Here is a 25,512-nt window from a genome sequence, read left to right as displayed (position 1 = left end):
TGTGCCGGGCCACTGGGTTAAGGTTTCGGAGCAAGGCCTAAAGGACCAAGGTGGCGATGCACAGGATGAGAAGGGCGACGAGGAGCGCCGCGAGGTAAGGCAAGACGGCGCGAAACAGCGCGGCGGCGGGAACATGGGTGACGCCGGAGACGACGTAGACGAGCATTCCGAGCGGCGGCGTCAAGCCGTGGATCATCAGGTTGACGACGAGGATGACGCCGAAATGGATGGGGTCGATCCCCGCAGCAACCGCGACCGGCAGCAGGATCGGCCCGAGAAGAAGGATTGCGGCTCCGATATCGAGAACCAGTCCGGCCACCAGCAGAACGAGATTGAGGCCGAGGAGCACCGTCCAGGCACTGCCGCCGAACGAATGGATGGCCGAGGACAGCAGTTGGCCGACATCATCCACCGCCAGCAGGAAGGCGAAGGGACCGGCCGAACCGATGAGCAGACCGATGGCGCCGGCTTCGAGCGCGGAGCGGCGGAAGGCCATGACCAATGCGCGCAGGCCCGGACGCGCCAGGCCGGCCAGAACCAGCGTATAGAATGCCGCGAGCGCTGCCGCTTCCGTCGGCGTTACCGCGCCGAAGCGGATGCCGACCACCACGATGACCCCAAGACCGAAAGCCGGCAGGGCCGAGCCGAGCGCTGCCAGCCGGGCGCCAGTCGAGGCGGGCTGGCCTTGGGCACTGGCGCCGGCGCTGAGATGGATGGCGACACAAAGGCAGGTGGCCATCAGCCCGCCGGCAAGGAAGCCGCCCGTCAGCAGGCTTCCGACCGAGAGATTGGTGGCCGCAGCCAGGAGCAGGAAAGCGATGGATGGGGGGATGACGTTATCGAGCACCGAGGTGGCCGCGATGATGGCGCCGGCCTGGGCAGGCGGATAGCCGTTCTTGACCAGTTGCGGCTGAAAGGTCGTGGCGCCGAAAGCCGCATTGGCGACGGAAGAGCCGGATGCGCCGGAGAAGATCACGCTCGTCAGAAGTACGGTCTGCGCCAGGCCGGCCCGGCGATGTCCGACCAGGGACGCGGCAAATCCAACCAGCCGTTCGGCGGCGCCGGAAAGCGTCAGCAGCCCTCCCACCAGCAGGAAGAAGGGGATGGCCAGCAGCAGGAAGCGCGACATGCCGTTGACCGCGGTAGACACCAGCGCAGGTTCCGGCAGGCTGCTGCCGAACATGCCGGCAAGCGATGCCGCTGCCAGAAAGGCATGCGCAAGCGGCGCACCGACCAGAAGGCCAAGACCGGCGAAGACAGCCAGCGCGGCGCTGGGTGGCAAGGCTCCGGCCAGGTCGATCCGCGTGATGGCCCCATAGGCAAGGCAGCCGAGAACCAGGGATGCGAGGAGGCCGCGGCCACGCCCTTCCGTCAGCCGTTGCAGGATCAGAACGAGAAGAAGCAAGCCGCCGCCGGCGGCAATGGCCGCAAAGCGCAGCCATTCCGGCAAGCCGAGTGCCGCTGACATATTGGTCGATCGGCCGATGACGGCAAGCGAGCCGAAGAGGAGGGTCAGCCCCGTCAGCACGCTGACCATATCGGCGAGCACGTCCGTGACCGCCGTCAGGCGCGGTGGAAGGGCACGCACCGCCAGTTCGAAGCGCATGGCCAGGGGGCCGCGAAGCGCCAGCGGCGCGGCAAGCGAGATCAGGGCGAGGTGCAGCCAGATCCCGAGTTCCTCGGCGCCGATGAAGCCGGTCTGAAAGCCGTAGCGCAGCGTGACATTCGACAGGACCAGAACCAGCAGGGCCAGGAGCAGCCCGGCAGCACAGGTTTCCAGTACGGTTTCGAGCGCTGCGAGCAGGGCTTTCGTCACGCCGTCCACCATTGGTGAAAATGGTGAACCGGGCCGCGGCCTTTGCCAACGGTCAGACCGCGCCCGGCAGACAGCGCGGCATGAAGATAGGTCTTGGCGGTCTGGCAGGCCTCCACCAGCGGAAGCCCTTGCGCCAGTTGCGCGGTGAGTGCCGCAGCAAGGGTGCAGCCCGTGCCGTGATCATGGCTGGTTTCGATCCTTGGAGCGGCAAATGGCGTCACGGCGTCGGCGGTCACCAGGTAATCGATGCTTTCGGGATCGGCGCCATGCCCTCCTTTGATCAAGACGGCGCCGGCGCCGAAGTCCAGGATACGGCGAGCCTGGGCCACCATGGCCTCAGGCTCCGTGGCGACCGGCTGGCCGGTGAGCAGGGCGGCTTCCGGCAGATTGGGTGTGACGACGGCGGCGCGCGGCAGAAGCCGTGCGATCAGCGTCTCGATCGCCTCTTCCTGCAATAGCCGGTCGCCCGAAGTCGCCACCATGACCGGATCGACGACGACCGGCCCTCGGAACGCCGACAGGCCATCCGCGATGACACCGATCGTCTGGCTGCGCGAGACCATGCCGATCTTCACCGCATTGACGGACAGGTCGTCGAAGACCGCACGCATTTGCAGGCCGATCATCGAGGCCGAAACATCTTCGACCCCTGTCACGCCACGGGTGTTTTGCGCCGTGATTGCCGTCAGAACGCTTGCGCCATAGACGCCGAGCGCCGAAAACGTCTTCAAGTCCGCCTGGATCCCGGCGCCGCCGCCGCTGTCGGAGCCGGCAATCGTCAATGCGATGGCTGTCATGCGTGTCTGTCCTTCAGGCAGCGGTCGATGGTGGAGCGGAAGCCGCGAATCGCTTCGGCCGGATCGGCGGCGCGATAGATCGCCGAAATGGCGGCAACGCCGTCCGCGCCGGCGGTCATGACATCCGGAATGCGGGTGAGCGTGATGCCGGCAATGGCGCCGACCGGCAGGGCGGGTTGGAGCGCGCGGATCATTTCACGCAGATGCCGCAGCCCCTCCAGACCCACAGGTGGATCGGGATTGACCTTGGACAATGTCTCGAAAACGCCGCCGATGCAGGCGTAATTGCAAGGGGCAGCGCCGGCACGCCGGGCATCCGCCTCGGTTTTGACGGTAAGGCCGATAATGGCGTCCGGTCCCATCAGGCGCCGCGCCGTCTCGGCATCCATGTCGTCCGCCCCCAGATGCACGCCGTCGGCGCCGCTGGCCAGCGCCACATCCACACGATCATTGACGACGAACGGAACCCGTGATGCGGCCAAGGCTTCACGGATGGCGAGCGCTCGGGCAATCATGACCTGCGTAGAGGCGCTCTTGTCGCGATACTGGATGAGCGTCGCACCATTGCGGGCCGCCAGGCCGGCGAGCACCTCGAGCGGAGCAATGTCGAGCAGGGATGCATCCAGAATGGCGTTCAGCCGATAATCAATCATTCTCATCATCTATCCTCGCGCGGTGCGACAGGTCGTCCGGAGACAGCGTTGCCAGAGCATCCAGAAAGGCCGGCTCGAAGGTTCCCGGCCCCAGCGCGCGGCCGGCCGCCAGTTCCGCCGAGACACCGGTGACCGCCAGAGCAGCGGCGGCTGCATGCAGGGCATTGCGGTCCACCGCCAGAAATGCGGCAATCACGCCGCCACAAAGGCAGCCGGTTCCGGTGACCTTGGCCATCAGCGGATGGCCGTTTCGGACGGCAAGCCGATGGGCGCCGTCCTGCAGATGATCGACAGGCCCGGTTTCAATGCGTAGGCTCGCCCGCGTATCGCCAATTACCGCCATTTCCGCTTTGTTGCCGCGCACGACGGTGGGTCCGAGCATGATCAATTCCCGCGCGAAGGCGAGACGACCCGGCGAATAATCGCAATGCACCGGATCCAGGATCCATGGCTTGCCGGCCGCATTGGCCACCTCCACCGCCATGCCAATCACCCGTCGCCGCGCCTGATCGAGCGTGCCCAGATTGACCACGAGGGCATCGACTTTGGCCACGAAGTCGGCAATCTCCTCTTCCGACGAGGTCATGGAGGGAACCGCCCCGACGGCGGTCAGGCCGTCGGCGGCGAATTTCTGCACGACGGTGTTCATCAGCGCATGGACGCGCGGCCGTCGGCGCCGCACTTCGGCGAGAAGCGAGGCGGCTTTGCCGATGTGCGAAACTTTACCGGCACCCGGATATGTCATGCCATTGCTCATTTCAGTTCCACTGCAAGATCATCGGGCTTCGGCGCCGCGGGAATGAGCTTGGCCTCCGCCATGAAGCGGCCGAAGCGCTCGTAGCGACCACGGTCCAGCGCGGCGGGACGCTTGGCAAATCGCGGCAGCGTATCGAAATAGGCGGTCCTGTTCAGCGCGTTGTCGAGATCGGGATGCGCCTTTACGAACAGGTTCCAGCCCTCCTCCGGGTGGTTTGTGAGATAAATCGTCGCCTTTTCGACGGCTTGCAGGAAACGCGGCAGCCGATCGTCCGAAACAAGCTCCGGCCGGGTGACGTAGATCAACTCGTCATAAGCGGGAACGCCGTGTTCTTCGGGAAAAAAGGCAATGCCCGGATGCCCTTCGAGGCGCATTTGAGTCAGTTCGAAATTGCGAAAACCACCGACGGTCGCATCCACCTTGCCGCCGATCAGCGAGGGAGACAGCGAGAAATTCACATTCACCAGCTCGACATTCTTCAACTCGACGCCCTGCGATGCCAGCATCCGTTGCAGCATCACATTTTCGAACCCGGCGACAGAATAGCCGACGCGTTTGCCGTCAAGGTCCTTCAGGCTCTTGATCGGGCCATCGGCAAGAACGGTCACGGTGTTGAGCGGCGTTTCGACAAGTGTGCCGAAGCGGACCAGTGGCACGCCGGCGGCGTGATCGAAATAGAGATTGGGCTGGTAATGAATGCCGATATCGGCCTGGGATGTCGCCACCAGACGCGGCACGGCGGAGGGATCGGCAGGCGCGACCAGGCTCACATCCAGGTCCTGCTCGGCGAAATAACCGAGTTCCTGCGCCACCACCATGGGCGCATGATCGGGATTGACGAACCATTCCAAGAGAACGGAGAGCTTGTCCTCGGCACTTGCCGAAAGAGGCGCAAGGCTGGTGACGGCGCAGAGCGCCGCAGCAATGAAGAACCGTCTCATGATGTGGAAAACCTTTCAGGATGGGAGATAACACGGGGCGCCTGCTCTCGGGCCCAGGGGGCAAGGCCGGCGGTCAGGCGGTCGACAAGGAGCCGAAGGAGAACGGAAAACAGCGCCAGGATCAGCATGGCGGCGAATAATTGGTCGGCCTGCATGCGGGCATTAGCCTGGATCATGATGAAGCCGAGACCGCCCGCCGCGCCAACCCACTCCCCCACGACGGCGCCCAGCGGCGCCAGCGGGGCCGCCACACGCAGGCCGGAAATCAGTGAGGGCAGCGCCAGCGGCAATCGGATATGCGCCAGGATCTGCCAATGGCTGGCCGGTGTCAGCGAGGCGGCATCGAGTATGTCGGGATCGGTGCGGTTCAGCCCATCGGCAAAGGCGGATGCGACGGGAAAGAAGATGATGATCACCGTCATCACGACCTTGGAGGAAAGACCGAAGCCGAACCACAGGACCAGGACGGGCGCCAGGACGAAGACTGGCAGCGCCTGCAGCACCAGGACGACCGGCCAGACGAACTGACCGACCCGCGGAAGCGCGGCAAGAAGAAGGGCCGTGGTAAATCCCATCAGGCTGCCGGCTGCCAGGCCGAAGAGGATTTCGGTTGCGGTGATCAGGCCGTGGCGAAGCAGGAATTCGGGCTGCTGCAGGAACACGCCGGCGACCGCCTGCGGGGACGGCAAAAGATAGCGTGGCGGCGCCAGGAAGTGAACAACCCCCTGCCAGACCAGAATAAGCGCCGCAAGCGCGCAGACCGCTTGAGTGGCTCGCATCGGCTCAGACTGGCGCGGCGGCGCGAAAGGGACGAGTTTGGAAGGATCGGGCCGGGCCCGGACGCAGATAATCAGACATGAGGCGATCTCCAAACCTTGCAGTGCGGAGATCCAGGTGAAGCGAAGAAGAGAAAGGGCGCGGTGATCGACAGGATCAGGTGACGCTTTTCCGTTCCTACGCCGGTATGACCCGGATCAGGTTCAAGGGTCCGGCTCACCGCCATCTCAGCATCGTACGATGCCCCCCTCGGAATGGCGGTGACCATCCTGCAAACCAAGCGGCTTGTCAATCTCTGTGGTTAAGCCTTGTTGCATGCAGTGTCGCGATTGCGGGAAAAGCCTTGCCGGGATAACTAGAGCGAATGGCTTTCAGGTTTGTTCACACTGCCGATCTTCATCTTGATTCGCCGCTCCGCTCGCTATCCATGCGTCATGAAGAGCTGGCCGCCCTGATCGGCGATTCCACCCGCCAAGCACTGATCCGGATCGTCGATCTGTGTCTGAGCGAACAGGTGGACGCCCTGATCATTGCCGGCGACCTCTACGACGGCGAGCAGACTTCAATGAAGACTGCCCGGTTCCTCGCCACCCAGATGCAGCGGCTGCACGAGGCGGGCATAGAGGTCTACAAGATCCGCGGCAATCACGATGCGATGTCGAAGATCACCCAGGAACTCGTCCTGCCGCCGTCGGTCAAGATCTTCACCGGCCGCGCCGAGGCGGTGGAGATGGCCCGTGGCGGCCTCAACATCGCCGTGCACGGGCTGAGCTTCGCCAAGCCGCAGGCGCCGGAAAGCCTTTTGCCGAAGTTCAAGGCGCCGGTACCGGGCGCGGTCAATATCGGCATCATGCATACCAGCCTCGCCGGCGCCCCCGGCCATGACGCCTATGCGCCCTGCTCGCTGCCCGATCTGCATCGCGCCGGCTTCGATTACTGGGCGCTCGGCCATATCCACCAAAGGACCCATCATGCCGGCGAACGAACCGTCATCATGCCCGGCATGCCGCAGGGACGGGATATTAACGAGGCTGGAGAGAAATCCGTCTCGCTCGTCACCGTCCATGATGATGGGTCGATCCGCGTGGAGGAAAGGCTGACGAGCCTTGCGCAATTCGCGCGGGTGTCGCTCGATGTATCGCCCGCGCAAGACTGGCGCCAGCTGGTGGATCAGATCGGCGCAGCGCTGGAGGCCGAACGGGAGCGGACCCGCTCGGAGCATCTGGTGGCGCGCCTGCGCCTCACCGGCACGTCGCCGCTGGCATTTGCCATGCGCCGCGACCGCGATCTGCTGCAGGCCGATAGCGAGCAGCGGGCCGAGCGGACCGGCCGCACCTGGATCGAAAAGATCGAGCTCGATCTGCGAAGGCCGCAGACCGCGCGCGCCGCGGCAAGCACCGCCGACCCGGTGCTGGAACTCGGCGCCCTGATGCGCGAGGATGTCACGACCTCCGAGGCCTTCCGGCAGGAGGTGCGCGAGATGGTGCAGAGCCTGCTGGACGATCTGCCACCGGAAAGCCGGCGCTTTGCCGGCCAGGACGAGGCGGCGCTTGATGCTTTCGTCGAGACGATCATCCGCGAGGGCGGCGAAGACCTGATCGCCCGCCTGGCCGCTGCCCTTGACGAGCCATCCTGATGCGGCTGAAACGTCTCGATCTCACGCGCTACGGCAAGTTCACCGAACGGGTTCTCGATTTCGGCCTGGCAATCGCCGGACGTCCCGATCTGCATATCGTCTACGGCCTCAACGAAGCGGGCAAGTCCACTGCCTTCTCGGCCTATCTTGATCTGCTGTTCGGCATTCCGGAACGCAGCCCTTATAATTTCCTGCATGCCTATGGCGCCATGCAAATTGGCGGCGTTTTGGAGGTGGAAGGCCGGGAGCATGAACTGGTGCGGCTGAAACAGCGCAGCAATGCGCTGCTGGATGGTGCCGGCCAGCCGGTGAACGAGGCCTTGCTGACGTCGGCGCTCGGCGGGCTGACGCGCGGCAGCTATCGGTCCATGTTCTCGCTCGACGAACATTCCCTGCGCGATGGCGGCGAGGCGATCGTCGAGAGCAAGGGGGATCTCGGCGAGCTGCTCTTTTCGGCCAGCGCGGGCCTTGCCGATGTCAGCGCAGCCCTCTCGACCGCTGCGGAAGAAGCGCAGCGCTTCCACCGCAAGCGGGCGCGCAATACCGAGCTGGCGGAGCTGAAGCAGCAGCTTGCAAGCTTGAAAACCGAGCGCGACGCTATCGATACCTTTGCCACGGTCTATGCCGGCCTGATCGCGGCCCAGCAGCAGGCGGAAGTGGATTACGAGGCAGCGCTTACCCAGGGGGCGGCGACGAAGGCGCGGCACATGCGGGTGGACGCGCGCCTGCGCGCCCTGCCGCTCCTCCAGGAGGTCCATCGCCTGCAAGCTGAGCTTGCCACGCTTGCCGATCTTCCGCGACCGCCGCGCGAATGGGCATCGGCTTTGGCTGACCTTCTGCGCGACGAGACGCGCCTGCAGACCCAGATGGCCGGCCTCGTGCAGACCGCCGAGCGGCTCGACCAGGAGATCGCAAACCTCGTCGTGGACGATCGAATTCTGAAGGCCAAAAGCAAGATCAGCGATTTGGAAGATGGTCGCGCCCGCTTCCGCACCGCCGATAACGATCTGCCGAAGCGTCGCGCGCAGCTTATCGAGCAGGAGGCCGGATTGGCGCAGCTCCTGAAGGCGCTGGGCCAGCCGGGCCATCCCGATCCCGCCAGCCTGATCCTGCCGACGGCGCTGACCGCGCGCCTGCGCGACCTGATCGAGGAAAGATCCGGCATCGTGGCACGCCTCGAGACGGCCGAGCGCGAACGAGACAAGGCAGAACAGGCTCTGTCGCTTGTGCAGGACGGCGCTCTTCCGGAGGCGAAGGACCTCCCCTCGCCCGCGGAGCTGCGGCAGCTGGAACAACCCCTGGCGCTTTTGCAAAAGGGCGAACGTCAGGCACTTCTTGCCGTGGAGGAGCGTTCGCTTGCTCAGCGTGAGGAGCAATTGGCGCAGGCGCTTGGCGAGCTCCATCCATGGACGGGTTCCCTGGAAGAATTGCAGCGGCTTGCGGTGGCCGACGCGCGGCAGATCGAGCGATGGCGGTCCCAGGCGGACGAGCTGTCGCGCAGGCTTGCCCGCCACGCCGAACGCCGGCGGGAGCTGGAGGCGCGGCTTCTCGAAACGGATGTTCGGCTCCAGGCCCTGCAGGGCGGCGAGGCGATCGATGATCGAACGGCGACTTCCGCCAGACAGGAGCGGGAGGCCGCCTGGCAAGCGCATCTCGCCAGGCTGGATCCTGAAAGCGCGGCGGTGTTCGAACAGCGCCTGCGGGCCGACGACCGGCTGACGGATGCGCGCCTGGCAAGGGCCGACGAACTTGCGCAAATGCGGCAATGGCACCAGGATCGTCAGGTGCAGGCGGCCGCCCTTCAGCAGGAAGCCACCCTTGCCGCCACGGCAAACGAGGAGCGGGAGGCCGTTTATGCGACGATCTCCCGGGCGGTACCGCCGGCCGTTGCCGAGGCTGTCGAGCCGGATATCCACCGCCTGCTTTCGGCCATGGAGACCTGGCTTGCCAAGCGGGCCGAATGCCTGTCGCTCGCTCTCGATGTGGAGCGCGGGCGTCGACAGAGGGCCTTGTTGTTCGGTGAACTGACCGATGTGCGCTCGGACCTGGAGGCAGCGCTTGCCGCGCTTGGCTGGCAGTGGCCGCAGGGCCTTGATCTTCGCGCGCTGATCGCCTTCGCCGCGGACCGAGCCGCCCGGACATCAGAGGAGCGCGGCCGGGTGGAGGCCTTGCGGGACCGTGCCGCCGCTTTGGCGCGCGAGGGTGCCGAACGCTCGCGCGATCTGGCCGAGGCGGAAAAGGCAGATCGCCTCTGGCGAGACCGCTGGGAGGCCGCGCTTGCGAAGACCTGGTTCGCCGACGAGCAGGAGCCCTCCCCCGTTCGCGCCATGCTTGATGCACTTGCGGACCTTCCCTCGCTCCTGCGCGAGCGCGACCAAATGGCCCAGCGCATCGACCTGATGGAGCGCGACATGCTGCGGTTCGAAGGGGAGGTCCACGATATCGAGATGGAAACCGGCTTCGATCGCTCGCAATTCCCGCTTGCCGGTGCCGATCGCCTGTCGGAGCGCCTGAGCGAGACGGAGCGCAACCACGCGCAGCGGCAGGCCCGTCAGGCCGACCTTGCCGAACTGCGTGAGCGGATTTCGGCCCTTTCCGAGCAGATGCGCGGCCATGCCGCCCAGCGCAGCGAGATGACGGAGTTCTTTGGCGTCGACAGCTTGACCGAGGTCAGCCAGCATATGGAAAAGGCCGCCGAAAGGGACCGGCTCGAGCGTCGCAAGGACGAGATTGCGGCGCAGCTTCTTGCTGTTCTGCAGGCGGAGGATCTGACCCAGGCGATAGAGGAACTGCAGGCGCTTGATCCAGACGATCTGGTGCGGGAAGCCGCTGAACTTTCCGCCCGGCTGGATGATCTCGACCAGCGCGGCCGCCAGCTCTTTGCCGATCTGACACGGGCGCGAGACCGGGTGGCGGCGGTGGGCGGCGACGATGCGGTGGCACGTCTGGAAAGCAAGCGGGTGACGATCCTGATGGAGATCGAAGACCTGGCCATCCGCCATCTCAGGCTCCGGGCCGGGATTCTTGCCGCCGAACGCGCGCTGTCGATCTACCGGGAAAAGCATCGCAGCTCGATGATGGAGCGCGCTTCAGATGCCTTCCGGCAGATCACGCGGGGCGACTATACCGGCCTGGCCGCCTTGCCGGACAAAGATCGCGAAATCCTGATCGGCGTGACGCGCGATGGGGGGTCGAAACTGTCGGACGCCATGTCCACCGGTACGTGCTACCAGCTTTATCTGGCACTGCGCATGGCGGGTTTCGAGGAATTCTCGGCCGTGCGCCCCGCCATTCCCTTCGTTGCCGACGACATCATGGAGACCTTCGACGAGTTTCGCTCCGAGGAAGTCTTCCGGCTGTTCGGCCGGATGGCGGGCCTTGGCCAGGTCATCTACCTGACCCATCACCGCCATCTCTGCGACATTGCAAAGGCTGTCGTGCCGGAGGTGACCATTCATACGCTCTGACCCCGGGCGAACCTTGCAAACCTTGCGGAACTTGCAGACTTGCCGGCCTTCCGCAGTATCCAGATGTCACGCAACGGCGCCGTTCGGAATGTCGGCATGGCGGCGGGCGGCAATCCGCTCCGCTGTCGCCATCATCAAAGGACCGACACCCTTGATATCGTCGTCGCGCAGGCTTTCGGAGAGGTAATAGCCGGGCGTACCGTCGCGATAGACGCCGTCAAACCCGCCGAGCCCGGCCACGCAGCAGATCTGCTGCAAGACAGGCCGGCCGGACGCATCAGGCGCGAGCGCCAGCGCCTGCAAACTGTCCAGTGCGGCAAGACCGATGGAGGCGGATCCATCCGGCACGCCAATCCGGGCCGCCTTCAGGAAGGCATAGGCGAACATGGCGCTTGCGGAGCTTTCCGCGTAATTGCCGGCGAGCGCCGGCTGGTCCGTCACCTGCAGCCAGCGGCCGTCGGAGGTTCTGAGCGCCGCCAATCTTTGCAAAAGCGCGCTCGATCGCGCAGACAGATCATCGCGATCGGGGCCAGGCGGCAGCAGGTCGACAAGATCGACCATGGCCATGGCCAGCCAGCCGATCGAGCGGCCCCAATGGGCCGGCGAGAGGCCGGATTGCGGATTGGCCCAGCTCTGCAGACGCTCCTCGTCGTAGCCATGTCGGTAGAGGCCGCTGTCTGCATCGAATGTGAGGTTGAGCGCCGTCAGCATTTCCCGCACCGCCTCGTTCGACAGCGCCGGCTGCGAGGCCATTGCGGCATATTCGGCCTTGAAGGGAAGTGCCATGTAAAGCCCGTCCAGCCAGACCTGGTGCGGGTAGCGGAGCTTGTGCCAATGCGGGCCGGCGGCTATGCGCGGATGCGATCCGAGCTGCTTTGCCAGCATTTCCGCGCCGCTGCGATAGCGGCTCTCGCCGGTCTTGCGAGCCAGATAGACAAGCGCCCGCCCTGGCAGGATATTGTCGATATTGTATTCGGTAAGGTGATAGCCGGAAAGCGTGCCGTCAGCGCTCACCTGGCCATCCACAAGCCGGCGCAGATGCGCATACCAGCGCTCGTCGCCGCTCGCCTCGTAAAGGGCGATCAGGCCACGATACAGACATCCGTCCTCGTAGCACCAGCTGCCCCCCTTATAGTAGCAATAGTCCCGGGCATAGGCGTCGAAATAGGCCGTCAGGCTGGTCATGGTCATACTGCAATACTCTGTGGCGCAGGGGAAAATTCGAGCGCGGCGGATCTGTCGATCCGGGCGTTTTCTGCAATGATCCGGCCATGGCGCAGGGGTGTGAACCCGCAGGCCATGTCGGGGACATCCGCCACGGCATCCGGATCGAAGCCGACACGGTAACCGTCAATCGTGATGCCGGTAATGGGCGCTTCCGGCAGGCCGTAAAAGGCTGCGGCCGCCACGCCCACATTCTCCGCAACAAGGTTGCGCACGGCAATGTCACGCACGACCGGCGTTGCCTGCGTGACCGGCAGCGGCAGACGCGACTGGACATAATCCGAGCGCCCGTCCGAATCGCAGAAATAGAAGCTGTTGACGACCAGCGGCACGGCGACGCCAGTCATGACGCAGTCCTCGAGGCGGATCTTCTCGACAACTCCACCACGGCCGCGCCGGGTCTTGATGCGCAGGCCGCGATCGGTATCGCGCATGGCGCAGCGCCGGACAGTGACATTGCGCACGCCGCCGCTCATTTCACTGCCGATAACGACGCCGCCATGGCCCCGCTCCATCCGGCAGTTCTCCACCATGATCTCCTCGCAGGGCTGATCCAGCCCGCCTTTCGGGTCGCGTTTGCCGGCCTTGATGGCGATACAGTCGTCGCCCACCGAGAAATGCAGACCGGAAAGCACGATCTCCCGGCTGCATTCGGGATTGAAGCCGTCCGTATTGGGCGATAGCGGATCGTTCTCGATGGTCAGGCCCGCAGCGATCAGGTGCCTGCAGAAGACGGGATGGATCGTCCAGGAGGGCGAGTTGCAGACGGTGATCCCGCTGAGGATGATCGCCTCGCCATGGGACAGAAAGATCGTCCGCGGTCGCCTGGCATTCTGGCGGGTCTCCTTCGGCCAGGTCCACCAGTCGCCGCGATCGCCACCCCCGTCGATCCGTCCCACGCCGGTCAGGATGAGATTGCGGCAATCGAGAGCCGTGACGAGGCTGGCGAAACAGGGCTCGGCCACGCCTTCCCAGGTTCCGAGAACCCGCCCATCGGTGTGGCGCGCCGGCAGGATCGGATAGCGGCTGCGATCGGCGACGGCGGAGAGAACCGCCCCCTCCTCGAGGAGCAGCGTCATGTCGCTCTTGAGGAAGATCGGACTGCTGTGGAAGGTGCCCGCCGGGATCCGGACCGTTCCCATGGGGGGCAGCCGGTCGATGGCTGACTGGATGGCCGGTGCATTGTCATCCCCGTCGGGGGAGGCTCCGCAGTCAGTGATATCGATGAGCAGGCTTTCCGGGCGGGTGGCGAAATCCAGACGCTCTCCATCGACATCCAGCCTGTAATGGCTTTGCGGCGTCAGCCCGCACAGGGTAAAGACCACGGTTTCCGTCTCACCCTCTGCGATGAGCCTGCCGTCCGCATCCGACAGACGCCAGGTGCGTGCCGCATCCAGCATATAGGCGAAACGGTCCGCATCGAGACTGACGCTTACGGTTCGGGGCGTCGCGGCGAGCAGCGCGAGGCTAGGCATTGCGGCATTCCTCATGGTGGCAGGACGCGGCGGCCGCCCCGCGCCATAGGCAAGGCGGCCGCCGAAGCGCATCAGAATTTGGCCAGGACGTCGTTGACGCCCTCGATGATCTGTTCGGCCGCTTCCTGGGAGTCCAGCTGCTCATAGGCATATTCCTCCAGCGTATCGAGGAAGACGGCACGGATTTCCGGGTGCTCGTTCAAAGGCGAAACTGTCGGCCCTTTGCCTTGCATGATGATGTCATGCGCGGCCACGATCTGCGGCTCGATCTTGCCGGCCTCCGTCAATCGCTGAGCGGCAATCTTGCTGGCCGGTAGGCCGCGCGAGGTGCCGAGCGCGTCGATCCCCTCCGGCTCGTTCAGCAGGCAATTGAGGATCTGTGCCGCAGCGTCCGGGTGCTTCGTGTTTTTCGAGATGGAGAACACCATGGAGGGCTTGCGGTAGACGCCTTCCGTCTTGGCATCGGCATTCTTCAGCAGGGCCACCGGTTCCAGAACCTGATCCTTCAGCGGATCAGCATATTTTGAGAAGGTCGAATCCCATTCGTAGGAGCCGGAGATCCGGCCATCCGCCCATTTGGGGCTCTCAAAGAGGTTGAGATTGCCCTCTGCCGCATTGTCCTTCTGCGAGACGACGACGCCCTCGCTGACCATCTTGCCATAAAAGTCGATTGCCTGAGCCAATTCCTCCTGTGTCCAGGCCACGGTCTTCGCCTGCGGATCGACGAGATCCTTACCGGTGGTCTGGGTGGCATGAAGCGAGATCAGAAGGACGGCCGTCTCCTTTACGGCGTTCATGGGAAAGGCCTCGGGGCCAACCTTCTGCTTCAGCTCCTTGGCTGCGGCGAAAAGCTCATCCCATGTCTTCGGGATGGCGACACCTGCTTTGTCCAGGGCCGTCTTGTTGAACATGAAGACGCGGCCGGTGGTGGAGACGGGCAGGCCGTTCAGTTTGCCGTTCATCGAGCCGGCTTCCAGCTCCTCCGGCGTCCATTGGCTGAGATCCAGAGTGCCCTTGAACTGCGCGAGATCGGCAAAGCCATCGCCCTTGATCGAGAAAAGTGGCAGCCAGGGCCAGTTGATCTGCATGATGTCGGCCTCTGTGCCGCCGGCAATCTGCGTGGTCACTTTTTCCAGATGGCCGTCCCAACCGGTGAATTCGGCGGCGATCGTGTGGCCATGCTTGTCGCCACAAGCCTTCAAAGCCTGCTGGGTCGCCTTGTGGCGGCTATCTCCTCCCCACCAGGACATGCGCAGATCGGCCGCGCCCGCCGATGGCGCGAGGCTGGTGGCGGCGAAGGCGGTGGCCAGAAGAAGTTTTGTCAGTTTCATGTCGTTCCTCCCGAGATGAATTTAGGCTGGTAGAGCCAGGGAGACATTTTCCCCGGTCTTGCGGTTGAACAGATGCGCCATTGCCTGGCTGGGCGCGAGGCGGACGGCATCTCCGTTGATCTTGCTGCGGTCGTACGTGCTGGCCGGGACAACCACGATCATCTGCTGGCCCTCGACGGTGACGTAGAGATAGACTTCGTGGCCCATGAACTCGACATGCGAGATGCGCCCGGACAGGGCATTCGTCTCTGTCTCATCGGCGATCGCCAGATGCTGCGGCCGGATCCCGAAGGTCAGCGCCTCGGCCCTGCCGCCATGCATGCCGGCGCTCACGGCCTTGCCCAGCCGATCCAGCATCGCCGCATCCAGCGTCAGCGCCTGGGACCCGATCGCCAGTTGGGAGCCGGAAAGGTCCGCGTCGACGAGGTTCATTTCCGGACTGCCGATGAAGCCCGCGACAAAGGCATTGGCCGGATGGTTGTAGAGCGTCACGGGATCGGCCACTTGCATGATGCGGCCCTCCTTCATCACGCAGATCCTGTCGCCCATCGTCATGGCTTCCGTCTGGTCATGCGTCACATAGACGACGGTGGATTGCAGACCATCGGCCTTCAGCTGTTTGTGCAGGTCGGTGATGCGCACGCGCATGGAGGCGCGCAGCTTCGCATCGAGGTTCGAGAGCGGCTCATCGAACAGGAAGACCTGCGGCTTCTTGATGAGCGCCCTCCCGACTGCAACCCGCTGCGCCTGGCCACCGGACAATTGCTTGGGCAGCCGCTCCAGGTAATCGCCGATCTCCAGAATGGTTGCGACTTCCTGCGTCGACTGCTCGATCTCCTCGGCGGGGCGGCGCTTCAGGCGCAGGCCGAAGGAGAGGTTCTTGCGCACCTTCATATGCGGATACAGGGCGTAGTTCTGGAACACCATGGCAATGCCGCGCTCGCCCGGCGCCTTGTCGTTGACCAGACTGTCGCCGATGCGGATCTCGCCGCCGGTCACCCGCTCCAGACCGGCGATCATGCGCAATGTCGTGGACTTGGCGCAGCCGGACGGTCCGACCAGGACCATGAACTCGCCATCGGCGACCTCAAGGTTGATGCCGTGGACGGCCTTGAAGCCACCATAGTCCTTCTCGAGGTTTCTAAGCTGCAGACGAGCCATGTCTTATCCTTTCACGCCACCGGCGGAGATGCCTTCGATGAAGTATTTCTGAGCCAGGAAGAACACGATGAGCGCCGGCATGATGGTGAGCACCGACATGGCCAGGATCCGGTTCCACTCGAAGGCTTCGGTGGTATCGATGGAGAGTTTGAGCGCGAGCGACACCGGGAACTTGTCGACCGAGGAAATGTAGATCAGCGGCCCGAGGAAGTCGTTCATGGTCCACATGAACTGGAACAGGCAGACCGAAATCAGCGCCGGTATCAGCAGCGGGACGACAATGAAGAGCAGCACCTGCCAGGTATTGGCACCATCGACACGGGCCGCCTCCTCCATGTCGCGCGGGATGGCGCGCAGGAACTGCACCAGCATGAAGACGAAGAAGGCATCGCCGGCGAAGGCGGAGGGCACCCAGAGCGGCAGATAGGTGTCGAGCCAGCCGAGATCGCGAAACAGCAGATATTGCGGGATGCGGGTGACCACATTCGGCAAAAGAAGCGTCGCGATCAGCGATGCGAACAGGATCTTCTTGCCCGGGAAATCAAAGCGCGCAAACCCGTAGGCCACGGCCGTGCACGAAATCGCCGTTCCGATGATCTTCGGGATGACGATCAGGAAGGTGTTCCAGAAGAAGCGGCCGAACGTATAGGGCGTGGAGGTCTGCCAGCCGTTCACATAGCCGGCCACGGTTGGCGCATCCGGAATGAATCCTGCGCCGGAAAAGATCTCCGAATTGGGCTTGAAGGAGGCGCCCACCAGCCAGATCAGCGGATAGAGCATCAGCAATCCGACCAGCGTCAGCACGCTATAGCGGATGACCGTGCCGACGCGATGTCTGCGGGTCTGGGCCTTCTGGATGCGGCTGGCTTCTTCATCGACGGCAAGATCTTGGGAAAGTACCTGATCGGCCATGGGCTTAGCTCCTCTTGTCGCCGGCGTAGTACACCCAGTGGCGCGAGGACCAGAAGGCGATGACGGTGAGCACCATGATGATGACGAAGAGGACCCAGGCGATGGCGGAGGCATAGCCCATGTCGAACCGCTTGAAGGCCTCCTCGTAAATGTAGAGCGGCAGCAGATAGGTGGATTTCAAGGGACCGCCCTGCGTGATGATGTAGGGACCGTTGAACTCCTGGAAGGCCTGGACCATCTGCATGATGAGGTTGAAGAAGATGACCGGCGTAATCAGCGGCATGGTGATGTGCCAGAACGTGGACAGCTTGCCGGCACCATCGATCGAGGCCGCTTCGTAGAGCGATTTGTCGATGCTTTGCAGCGCTGCCAGAAAAATCACCATGGCCGAGCCGAACTGCCAGAGGCGCAGAAGGGTGATGGTGAACAGCGCATTGCCCGGATCGCCGAACCAGTTCACCGGCTCAAGCCCGATGGCCTGGAGCGCCATGTTGACGATGCCGACATCCGCGAAGAGATAGCGCCACATCACCGCAATGGCGATCGACCCGCCAAGGATCGACGGAACGTAGAAGGCGGTGCGGAAGAAATTGATGAACTTCAGCTTGTAGTTCAAAATGACCGCGATGAAGAGGGCGAAAGCGAGCTTCAGCGGAACTGTCGTGAACACGTAGACGAGCGTCACCCATAGCGATTTGCGAAATGTGCGATCGCCGGTGAAGAGCTTCCAGTAATTGTCGAGACCGGTAAAGACCGGCGCGCTCATCAGATTGTAATCGGTGAAGCTCAGGTAGAAGGATGCGGCAAAGGGCAGTGCCGTGAAGATCATGAGCCCGATGATATAGGGCGAGAGATAGATCAGGCCGAGAAAGCGATTGTCTCCGCTCATGTCCCCCCTCCTTCGCCACCTGACGCCGTGACGCGATCATGCGATGATCGGCGGCAAGCATGCTTGTCAGACAGGTTGAAGCCGTTCCGGAGAGCGACTGGGCGCGCTGCGCTGTTTGCAAGCCCCGCCGCGCACAGGCACGACGCAACAGGCGCAGCCGCGCGAAGGCTGCGTTTTTTCGTTTCTGAATTCTGCATCTTGGTATGAGAGCATGATAGGTCGATCAGGCGATTTCCGCCTGCCATGACCCGTCCTGCCCTGATCCTCCCATTGAACAGGTGATGGAACTGGCCGTTCTCATCATTTGTCGCTACTATCTTGCGCAGACCACCAGATGAAAATAGAGGCTTCCGGACAAAAAGATGGAGAAAAACGAACAAGGCCCGCTGGCTGCGATCCCGGTGCAGGCGCTGACGCTGACCTTGACCCGTTCGACAATCAAGATGCTGCATTCTCCCAGCTGGCGGATCGACAAGACGAACTCCGTCCACGATCTTATCATATGTCTTACAGGATCAGCCGCGTATGAGATCGGTGGGGAAAGACTGGTGGTCGAACCCGGTTGCGCCATGCTGATCGAGGCGCAGACCCGCTTCCAGGGGCGCACGACTTCCAGCGAATTGTATACGGGCCTTGCCCAGCACTTCACGCTGGACGTGTTCGGTCGTGTCGATCTTCTGTCGCAGATGGAATTGCGGCGTTGCGTGCGGCTGCCGCGCTGGGACATGTTGCAGCAGATGGTGCGCCACTATCGCGAGAGCGTGCCTCTGTCGTCGACGACGCTTGCCCAGCACCATCTCTTCATGGTCTTCCTGACCGAATATATCGAAGCGGCCTTTCTCGGCTGGCGTCAGCAGCAGGATGCCGCGATCGACAATCCGGATGCGCTCTCCCTGGCGGTCATGGTGGCGGCCAGCCGGATTGCTGCAGATCCGCTGGATGAGGCGATCGTGGCGCGCGCACTCTCGGCCGTTCCCTATAATCCCGACTATTTTCGCCGCGTCTTTCGCCGCCAGGTCGGGCTGACGCCCATCAAATACCAGGAGTTCAAGCGCATGGAGCGCGCAATGGGCATGCTTGCCGGTGGCCGGTCGGTGAAGCAGACGGCTGCCGCGGTCGGCTATACGGACAATTATTATTTCTCGCGCATGTTCAAGCACTATATCGGCATCAGTCCGGCGGGCTACAAAGCCGCCGAGCGAAGGCACAGGGACGGGCAGTTTCCGCGGGGCGAGGAGGACGGGTTCGTCGTCTATCCCCTGCTGTCGCGGCAGCGCGACGATGATGGACAGCCGGAGCGGAATCCCGTCGATCTCCCCTGACGCCTCACCAGACCCATCGCAAACCGGTTTGAAACCTGCGCGATCCGCAAGCATTGCCTCTTGCGCCTCCGGGGAAAGCCGTCTACCAGAATGATTGTAATGTTATTACATACATAATCGGCGGATGTCGAACGTGCGTCGACAGGAAGGAAATCAGGACATGAAACACGTGTTGAAGACGATCGGCCAGGCGGCTCTTTTCACCGCCCTCCTCACACTCGCCACTCAGGCCGGCGCGGAGAGTAAAGCCAAGGCACAGAGCCAGGCGGCGCAATCCCAGGAGACGCAGCGATCCATCTACAAGGGCTTCTTCGATGACGAGCAGGTCAAGGCACGAGCCCTCTCGGATTGGGAGGGAGACTGGCAGTCGGTCTATCCGTATCTGACGAACGGTACGCTTGATCCGGTCATGGCGGAGAAGGCGAAGACCGGGGACAAGAGCGCCCAGGAATACCGGGACTATTATGAGACGGGTTACAAGACCGATGTGGATCGCATCGTCATCGACGGCAAGCACATCACGTTTTACCGCGGCAAACAGTCCGTCGCCGGCGATTACGAGACAGATGGCCACGAGATCCTGACCTATCGCAAGGGCAATCGGGGCGTGCGCTTCATCTTCAAGAAAGTCAGTGGTGATGCCGGCGCACCGAACTTCATCCAGTTCAGCGATCACATGATCGCGCCGGAGAAGGCATTCCATTACCACCTCTATGCAGGAAACGACCGGGCCGAACTGCTGAAGGAAGTGACCAACTGGCCGACCTATTATCCCGCCAGGCTCTCCGGCAAGGAAATCGTCGAGGAAATGCTCGCGCATTGAAGCGCGGCCGGCAAGGGAAGCAGTGGCTCCCCTTGCCCTTTCATCAGGCACCGGTCTTGCCCCCGTGCTGCGACCGCGACCGGGCGGCAGACGGTAGGCGCTCCTCAGGCCATGGTCCGGGCTTGCCGGGCTCAGGCCTTGATGAAGGCCAGGAGGTCGGGATTGATGACATCCGCATGCGTCGTGAGCATGCCGTGCGGATAGCCCTTATAGACCTTCAACGCCCCGTTTTTCAGCAGCTTGACCGACAGTTCGGCGGAAGCTGCAATCGGCACGATCTGGTCGTCATCGCCGTGCATGACCAGCGTCGGAACCGTGATCGCCTTGAGGTCTTCCGTCTGGTCGGTCTCGGAGAACGCCTTGATCCCGTCGTAATGGGCCTTGGCGCCGCCCATCATGCCCTGCCGCCACCAGTTTTCGACCACGGCCGGATAGACCTTCGCACCCTCGCGATTGAAGCCGTAGAAGGGTCCCGCGGGCACATCATGGAAGAATTGCGCCCGATTGGCCGCCAGGGCCGAGCGGAAACCGTCGAATACCTCCATCGGCAGACCACCCGGATTGGCCGGCGTCTTCAACATCAGCGGGGGGACCGCACTGACAAGGACAGCCTTGGCGACGCGACCGGCGGGCTCGCCGTGCTTGGCAACATAACGCGCCACTTCGCCGCCACCGGTGGAATGGCCGATATGCACGGCATTCTTGAGATCGAGATGCTCGACAACGGCAAAGGCATCGGCTGCGTAATGATCCATATCGTGGCCATCGCTCACCTGTGAAGAGCGTCCATGGCCGCGGCGGTCATGGGCGACCACGCGAAAGCCCTGCTGCACGAAGAACAGCAGCTGCGCGTCCCAGTCATCCGAGGAGAGCGGCCAGCCGTGATGGAAGACGATCGGCTGGGCATCCTTCGGCCCCCAATCCTTGAAGAAGATTTGCACGCCGTCTTTGGTTTCGACGAAGCTCTTGGTCATATCCGAAAGTCCTTTCGCTGGTTGTGCGTGTGTGGCGGAAAGCGCAAAAGAGGGCATGGCCGCCACGCTTGTGAGCGCGGCGCCGGTCAGCAAAGCCTGCCGACGGGAAAGCGGAAAACGAAGCAGATCAGCAGACATCAAAACACCTCTCCTTGAGACCATGGAAATTTACGGCCCTACGAGGTTTCAATCTTGTCCAATGCCCGGCCAATTTGGACAATGCTGCGATAACCGGTCCTGAGCCGAGCCTTCAACGGGTCAGCGGGTTCAGGAGGCCGGTGGCTCTGGCTCTGTCACCTCCTTCGGCGCAGGCGCGGCAAAGACGGCGCTGGCGTCGCTTACGATAGAGACATGATCATAGGCAGCCCGACCCGCTGCATCTTGATCGCCGTTCAAAATGGCCGCCACGATCGTGTCATGCTCCTCGTAAGACTTCGGAAGCCTGCCCTTGAGCCGAAACTGCGCGCGCCGGAATGGGGCCAGTCGCGCCCTTGTCTGTGTGGCCAGTTCGAAAAGGTGCTCGTTATGCGCGCCTCTGTAAAGGCGATTATGGAATTCCGTGTTGTGAGCGGAATAATCTTCGAACAGGCCATGGTCGACAAGCAATCGCGACGCCTTGTGCTCGCGATCGAGCGTATGCCGCTCATCCTCTGTCATGCGTGCCGCCGATAGCCGGGCACAGACGCCCTCCAGCTCCGCCATAGCCTCGAACATGCTGTGCAGCTGGGTATCGGTGACATTCATGACGACCGCGCTGCGATTGGGCTCGCGACCGACAAGGCCCATGGCGCCGAGTTCCCGCAATGCTTCCCTGACCGGCGTGCGCGATACCTCGAAACGCGCGGCAAGCGAAACTTCGTCCATCTTCTCGCCGGGCAGCATGACCCCGGTCACGATGAGATCCGCGATGGCTCGCACCATCTGCTCCACCGTCGTTCCGGCGCGAATGATCTTCCGTCGCCCTTTCTGCGTCATGATGTTCCCGAACCTGCCCTCGTACAATCACTGCAGATACATGAGGCGATGACAGAAGTGAATGAAGTCTGACGACCGCGCTGGAGATTCGATTCCGACACTCGCGTGCGTTCGCAGCACCTCAGGAGCACATGTCCAAGTCATTCCCTTGGCAAATCTCAAATCTCCAACCGCTGGACCAGCATCCGTTCTCGACCGCAAGCTCTGACTGAAAATTAGCTGCAGGCGCTCAAAACTGCATACACTTTAAGCGACCAAAATTCTCGCGCCGGAAATTCATAACAATATCATAAACTTGTGTTTTGGCACGGGGCTTGCTTGGTCATCATCGTTCAACAACCAGAGGCTAACCGCCGCGGGAGAATGATGATGACGCACTTCCTATCCCTAAACCGCCGACGTTTCCTTCAAGCTTCCGCTGCCGGCTTCGCGTCGAGTGCCCTGCCCGGCTTCGGGATCTCATCCGCCCAGGCTCAGGCGGAGCTGACCGTCGGCTTCATCTATGTCGGGCCCAAGGACGACTTCGGCTATAACCAGGCGCATGCCGAAGGGGCGGCCGTGGTCAAGGCACTGCCGGGCGTGACGGTGGTCGAGGAAGAGAATGTCGCCGAAACGGTCGACGTCCAGAAATCGATGGAATCGATGATCAACCTCGACGGCGCGGCGCTTCTGTTTCCCACCTCCTTCGGCTATTTCGATCCCCACATGCTGGCAACCGCTGCGAAAAATCCGAAGACGCTGTTTCGCCACTGCGGCGGCCTCTGGCAGGAAGGCAAGCATCCGGCCAATACAGGATCCTATTTCGGCTATATCCACCAGGGCCAGTATCTGAACGGCATCGCCGCCGGCCACGCTTCGAAGACCAAGAAGATCGGTTTCGTCGCCGCCAAGCCTATCCCGCAGGTGCTGCAGAATGTGAACGCCTTCCTTCTCGGTGCGCGTTCAGTGGATCCGTCCATTACGTGCCAGGTCATTTTCACGGGCGAATGGTCGCTTGCGGTGAAGGAGGCGGAAGCCACCAATGCGCTCGTGGACCAGGGTGCCGATGTGATCACCTGCCATGTCGACAGCCCCAAGGTCGTGGTCGAGACCGCCGCCGGCCGCGGTGCCTTCGTGTGCGGCTACCACGCCAATCAGAGCCCGCTTGCACTCGAAAAATACCTGACCGGCGCCGAATGGGCCTGGGGCAATGTCTATAGCAATTTCGTCACGGCGGCCCAGAAGGGCGAGCCCCTCGGCAACTTCGTGCGCGGCGGACTGAAGGACGGCTTCGTCAAGATGAGTCCGCTCGGCACTGCGGTGACCGAGCCGGCCCGCAAGCAGTTCGAAGCGGCCCATGCCGAAATCATGACCGGCAAATTCTCCGTCTTCAAGGGTCCCCTCAAGGACAACAAGGGCAAGGAGGTCGTCGGCACCAGCCAGGCCTTCGCCGAAGACGCCATCGAGCTGGAGAGCATGGCCTATCTCGTGGAAGGCGTCGTCGGCTCGACGTCTTGATCGCAAAGGAGCCCGCCATGACCGTCGAGGCCGATACTACCGCCCTGCCGATCACCACTCCGCATACGTCCTTTCGTCCGCTCCTGGAATGGACGGCGCGGCGGGCGGAGCCCGTGGTGATCAGTCTTTGCGCGATCCTCGCCGGTCTGGCGCTGTTCTCGCTGTTCATTCTGGCGATCGGCAAATCGCCGCTGCAGCTGTTTCAGGTCATGTATACCGGCGGCTTCGGCAGCTGGTTCTCGATCCAGAACAGTCTGTCGCGCGCAGCCCCTCTCCTCCTCACGGCGCTATGCGTGGCGCTTCCCGCGCGCCTCGGCCTCGTCGTCATCGGCGGCGAGGGAGCCCTGGTTCTGGGCGGCGTCGCGGCCGCAGCCATCGCCGTCCCGCTGGCGGGCAATGTTGCGCCCCTGGTGGCGCTTCTTGCCATGGCCCTCACCGCAATGCTGGTGGGCGGCTTCTGGATCGCCCTTTCCGGCGTCCTGCGCCATTACCGCGGCGTCAACGAAACGATCTCGTCACTGCTATTGGCCTATATCGCAATCGCCCTGATGAATCAGCTTGTCGAGGGACCCCTGCGCGACCCGGCAAGTCTGAACAAGCCGTCGACCAGTCCGATCCCGGCGGACTACATGATGGGCGACATGCCCGGCATGACGGTGCATTGGGGCCTTCTGATCGGGATCGGCGCCTGCATCCTGTCCTGGGTTCTGATCGAGCTGACGAGCTTCGGCTTTGCGGCGCGCATTGCCGGCGGCAATGTCCGCGCCGCGCAGATCCAGGGTCTGCCGGTCGGAAGGCTGATCGTCGGCTTCACGGCCATCGCCGGCAGTTTTGCCGGCCTGGCCGGCATGATCGAAGTCGCCGCCGTCCAGGGCAGTGCCAATGCCTCGATCGTGGCGGGTTACGGCTATACGGGCATTCTCGTCGCCTTCCTTGCAAGGCACAACCCGCTGGCCATCATTCCGGTAGCGATCCTGCTTGGCGGCATAGAGGCATCCGGCGGGCTTATCCAGCGACGCCTCGGCCTGCCGGATGCGACCGTCCTTGTCCTGCAGGGCACGCTCTTCGTCGTCATCCTTCTTTGCGAAACCCTCTACGACCGGTTCAAGCTCTTCAATCCCGATCTCTGGAAAAGGAATTGACCGATGGATGACACAGGTCTCGGCCTCTGGGGCGTCCCGCTTGCGATCATCGGCGGCGCCATCCGGGTCTCCACGCCCTTCATCTTCGTCAGCCTCGGCGAAGCGATCACCGAGCGCTCGGGTCGCATCAATCTCGGGCTCGAGGGAACGCTGGTGCTTGGCGCCGTTACCGCCTATGCCGTGGCTGCCACGACCGGATCGGCCTGGCTCGGGGTCTTTGCCGCCATGCTCGTCGGTTCGGTTTTCGGCCTCATTCACGGCTGGATCTGCAGCTTTTCGAAAGTGAACGACATCGCGATCGGCATTGCGATGATGCAGTTCGGCCTCGGCCTCGCCTTCTTCCTGGGCAAGCCGTATATCCAGCCGGTCGCTCCCAAGCTTCCTTCCATCCCGCTCGGCGCCTGGTCGAATGTGCCGCAGGTTCAGGCAGCGCTCAACATCAACGTGCTGTTCTTCATCGGCGCGGCGCTTGCCTTTGCCCTCTTCTGGGCCTTTCGCAATACGCGGATCGGCCTCGTGCTGCGCGTGGTGGGAGACAGCACGGATGCCGCGCGCGCCATGGGCATCCGACCCGATGCCGTACGGCTTCTGGCCACAGCCGTCGGGGGCTCGCTGGCCGCGGTCGGCGGTGCCTATCTCTCGCTCTTCTATCCGGGATCATGGAACGAGGGCATCTCCTCGGGACAGGGCCTGATGGCGGTCGCTCTGGTCATCTTTGCCCGCTGGAACCCCGTCGGCTGCTTCCTCGCCGCCCTGCTTTTCGGTGGCGCCGGCGCGCTGGGTCCGGCCCTCCAGTCGGTGGGAGTCACGCAAGGCTACTATCTCTTCTATGCCGCACCCTACCTGCTCACCCTCATCATCCTGATCATCACCTCGTCGCCGAACCGGCCGCTTGCCGGCGCGCCCGGCGCCCTGTCGCTAACGAAATCATAGGAGCCACCAG

At 63.1% G+C, this 25,512-nt stretch carries 21 protein-coding genes and 1 riboswitch; of the genes, 7 read left to right on the top strand and 14 right to left on the bottom strand.

Annotation, left to right across the window (positions count from 1 at the left end; all coding sequences use genetic code 11):
- Positions 1–37: 37 nt before the first annotated feature.
- From QTJ18_RS02580 to QTJ18_RS02555, 6 genes are read right to left on the bottom strand one after another with little or no spacing between them, the layout of a single operon-like run.
- Positions 38–1,828, bottom strand: coding sequence for a TRAP transporter large permease (locus QTJ18_RS02580; protein WP_252752187.1), 1,791 nt, complete (start codon positions 1,826–1,828; stop codon positions 38–40).
- The gene (gene thiD / locus QTJ18_RS02575) at positions 1,813–2,613 is read right to left on the bottom strand and encodes a bifunctional hydroxymethylpyrimidine kinase/phosphomethylpyrimidine kinase (RefSeq protein WP_252752188.1); all 801 of its coding nucleotides are present in this window, start codon (positions 2,611–2,613) and stop codon (positions 1,813–1,815) included. The genes QTJ18_RS02580 and thiD overlap by 16 nt, the downstream gene beginning before the upstream one ends.
- On the bottom strand, positions 2,610–3,272 hold the full coding sequence (gene thiE / locus QTJ18_RS02570; protein ID WP_301557766.1) for a thiamine phosphate synthase: 663 nt from the start codon (positions 3,270–3,272) through the stop codon (positions 2,610–2,612). The genes thiD and thiE overlap by 4 nt, the downstream gene beginning before the upstream one ends.
- Positions 3,259–4,011, bottom strand: coding sequence for a hydroxyethylthiazole kinase (locus tag QTJ18_RS02565; RefSeq protein ID WP_252752190.1), 753 nt, complete (start codon positions 4,009–4,011; stop codon positions 3,259–3,261). Before QTJ18_RS02565 ends, thiE begins: the two co-directional genes overlap by 14 nt.
- Before the next feature lie 8 nt (positions 4,012–4,019).
- On the bottom strand, positions 4,020–4,964 hold the full coding sequence (locus QTJ18_RS02560) for an ABC transporter substrate-binding protein (RefSeq protein ID WP_252752191.1): 945 nt from the start codon (positions 4,962–4,964) through the stop codon (positions 4,020–4,022).
- Positions 4,961–5,743 (bottom strand): ABC transporter permease, encoded by a 783-nt coding sequence (locus QTJ18_RS02555; protein ID WP_252752192.1) that lies wholly within the window; start codon positions 5,741–5,743, stop codon positions 4,961–4,963. The genes QTJ18_RS02560 and QTJ18_RS02555 overlap by 4 nt, the downstream gene beginning before the upstream one ends.
- 155 nt (positions 5,744–5,898) lie before the next feature.
- Positions 5,899–6,001: riboswitch (TPP riboswitch) on the bottom strand.
- A 104-nt stretch (positions 6,002–6,105) separates the two neighbouring features.
- Between QTJ18_RS02555 and QTJ18_RS02550 the strand changes: the two genes are divergently transcribed.
- Both QTJ18_RS02550 and QTJ18_RS02545 read left to right on the top strand, forming a co-directional pair.
- Positions 6,106–7,377, top strand: a complete 1,272-nt coding sequence (locus tag QTJ18_RS02550; protein ID WP_252752193.1) for a metallophosphoesterase family protein — start codon at positions 6,106–6,108, stop codon at positions 7,375–7,377.
- Positions 7,377–10,844 carry an ATP-binding protein gene (locus QTJ18_RS02545; protein WP_252752194.1) on the top strand — a complete coding sequence of 1,156 codons (3,468 nt, stop codon included), beginning with the start codon at positions 7,377–7,379 and terminating at the stop codon, positions 10,842–10,844. Before QTJ18_RS02550 ends, QTJ18_RS02545 begins: the two co-directional genes overlap by 1 nt.
- A 66-nt stretch (positions 10,845–10,910) precedes the next feature.
- Here QTJ18_RS02545 and QTJ18_RS02540 read toward each other — a convergent pair whose 3' ends face one another.
- The 6 genes from QTJ18_RS02540 to QTJ18_RS02515 form a co-directional block, all read right to left on the bottom strand.
- Positions 10,911–12,035: a glycoside hydrolase family 88/105 protein gene (locus QTJ18_RS02540; protein ID WP_252752195.1), complete on the bottom strand. Its 1,125-nt coding sequence runs from the start codon at positions 12,033–12,035 to the stop codon at positions 10,911–10,913.
- Complete coding sequence (gene pglA, locus QTJ18_RS02535) at positions 12,032–13,543, bottom strand: polygalacturonase PglA (protein ID WP_252752196.1); 1,512 nt, start codon at positions 13,541–13,543, stop codon at positions 12,032–12,034. The genes QTJ18_RS02540 and pglA overlap by 4 nt, the downstream gene beginning before the upstream one ends.
- A 71-nt stretch (positions 13,544–13,614) precedes the next feature.
- The gene (locus QTJ18_RS02530) at positions 13,615–14,874 is read right to left on the bottom strand and encodes an ABC transporter substrate-binding protein (protein ID WP_252752197.1); all 1,260 of its coding nucleotides are present in this window, start codon (positions 14,872–14,874) and stop codon (positions 13,615–13,617) included.
- A gap of 21 nt (positions 14,875–14,895) precedes the next feature.
- Positions 14,896–16,035, bottom strand: a complete 1,140-nt coding sequence (locus QTJ18_RS02525; RefSeq protein WP_252752198.1) for an ABC transporter ATP-binding protein — start codon at positions 16,033–16,035, stop codon at positions 14,896–14,898.
- 3 nt (positions 16,036–16,038) lie between these two features.
- The gene (locus tag QTJ18_RS02520; RefSeq protein WP_252752199.1) at positions 16,039–16,947 is read right to left on the bottom strand and encodes a carbohydrate ABC transporter permease; all 909 of its coding nucleotides are present in this window, start codon (positions 16,945–16,947) and stop codon (positions 16,039–16,041) included.
- Between the two features lie 4 nt (positions 16,948–16,951).
- Positions 16,952–17,836 (bottom strand): carbohydrate ABC transporter permease, encoded by an 885-nt coding sequence (locus QTJ18_RS02515; RefSeq protein WP_252752200.1) that lies wholly within the window; start codon positions 17,834–17,836, stop codon positions 16,952–16,954.
- A 362-nt stretch (positions 17,837–18,198) separates the two neighbouring features.
- Between QTJ18_RS02515 and QTJ18_RS02510 the strand changes: the two genes are divergently transcribed.
- Positions 18,199–19,158 (top strand): helix-turn-helix domain-containing protein, encoded by a 960-nt coding sequence (locus tag QTJ18_RS02510; protein WP_252752201.1) that lies wholly within the window; start codon positions 18,199–18,201, stop codon positions 19,156–19,158.
- Positions 19,159–19,318: 160 nt separating this feature from the next.
- Positions 19,319–19,981, top strand: coding sequence for a metal-binding protein ZinT (locus QTJ18_RS02505; RefSeq protein WP_252752202.1), 663 nt, complete (start codon positions 19,319–19,321; stop codon positions 19,979–19,981).
- A 131-nt stretch (positions 19,982–20,112) separates the two neighbouring features.
- Here QTJ18_RS02505 and QTJ18_RS02500 read toward each other — a convergent pair whose 3' ends face one another.
- Together QTJ18_RS02500 and QTJ18_RS02495 are read right to left on the bottom strand one after the other, a co-directional pair.
- Positions 20,113–20,955: an alpha/beta fold hydrolase gene (locus QTJ18_RS02500; protein ID WP_489667189.1), complete on the bottom strand. Its 843-nt coding sequence runs from the start codon at positions 20,953–20,955 to the stop codon at positions 20,113–20,115.
- A 267-nt stretch (positions 20,956–21,222) separates the two neighbouring features.
- Positions 21,223–21,930, bottom strand: coding sequence for a GntR family transcriptional regulator (locus tag QTJ18_RS02495; RefSeq protein ID WP_252752204.1), 708 nt, complete (start codon positions 21,928–21,930; stop codon positions 21,223–21,225).
- Positions 21,931–22,299: 369 nt separating this feature from the next.
- Here QTJ18_RS02495 and QTJ18_RS02490 point away from each other — a divergent pair, with 369 nt between their 5' ends.
- The 3 genes from QTJ18_RS02490 to QTJ18_RS02480 are packed head-to-tail and all read left to right on the top strand — an operon-like array spanning position 22,300 to position 25,502.
- Positions 22,300–23,427, top strand: a complete 1,128-nt coding sequence (locus tag QTJ18_RS02490; RefSeq protein ID WP_252752205.1) for a BMP family ABC transporter substrate-binding protein — start codon at positions 22,300–22,302, stop codon at positions 23,425–23,427.
- A gap of 17 nt (positions 23,428–23,444) precedes the next feature.
- Positions 23,445–24,569 carry an ABC transporter permease gene (locus QTJ18_RS02485; RefSeq protein ID WP_252752206.1) on the top strand — a complete coding sequence of 375 codons (1,125 nt, stop codon included), beginning with the start codon at positions 23,445–23,447 and terminating at the stop codon, positions 24,567–24,569.
- A 3-nt stretch (positions 24,570–24,572) separates the two neighbouring features.
- Positions 24,573–25,502, top strand: coding sequence for an ABC transporter permease (locus QTJ18_RS02480; protein ID WP_252752207.1), 930 nt, complete (start codon positions 24,573–24,575; stop codon positions 25,500–25,502).
- The last annotated feature ends 10 nt before the right edge of the window (positions 25,503–25,512 follow it).

The sequence above is a fragment of the Rhizobium sp. SSA_523 genome (genome assembly GCF_030435705.1).
GTDB lineage: Bacteria > Pseudomonadota > Alphaproteobacteria > Rhizobiales > Rhizobiaceae > Neorhizobium.
Note: the sequence above shows the minus strand (reverse complement) of the source record. Positions and strands in the feature narration are given on the sequence as shown.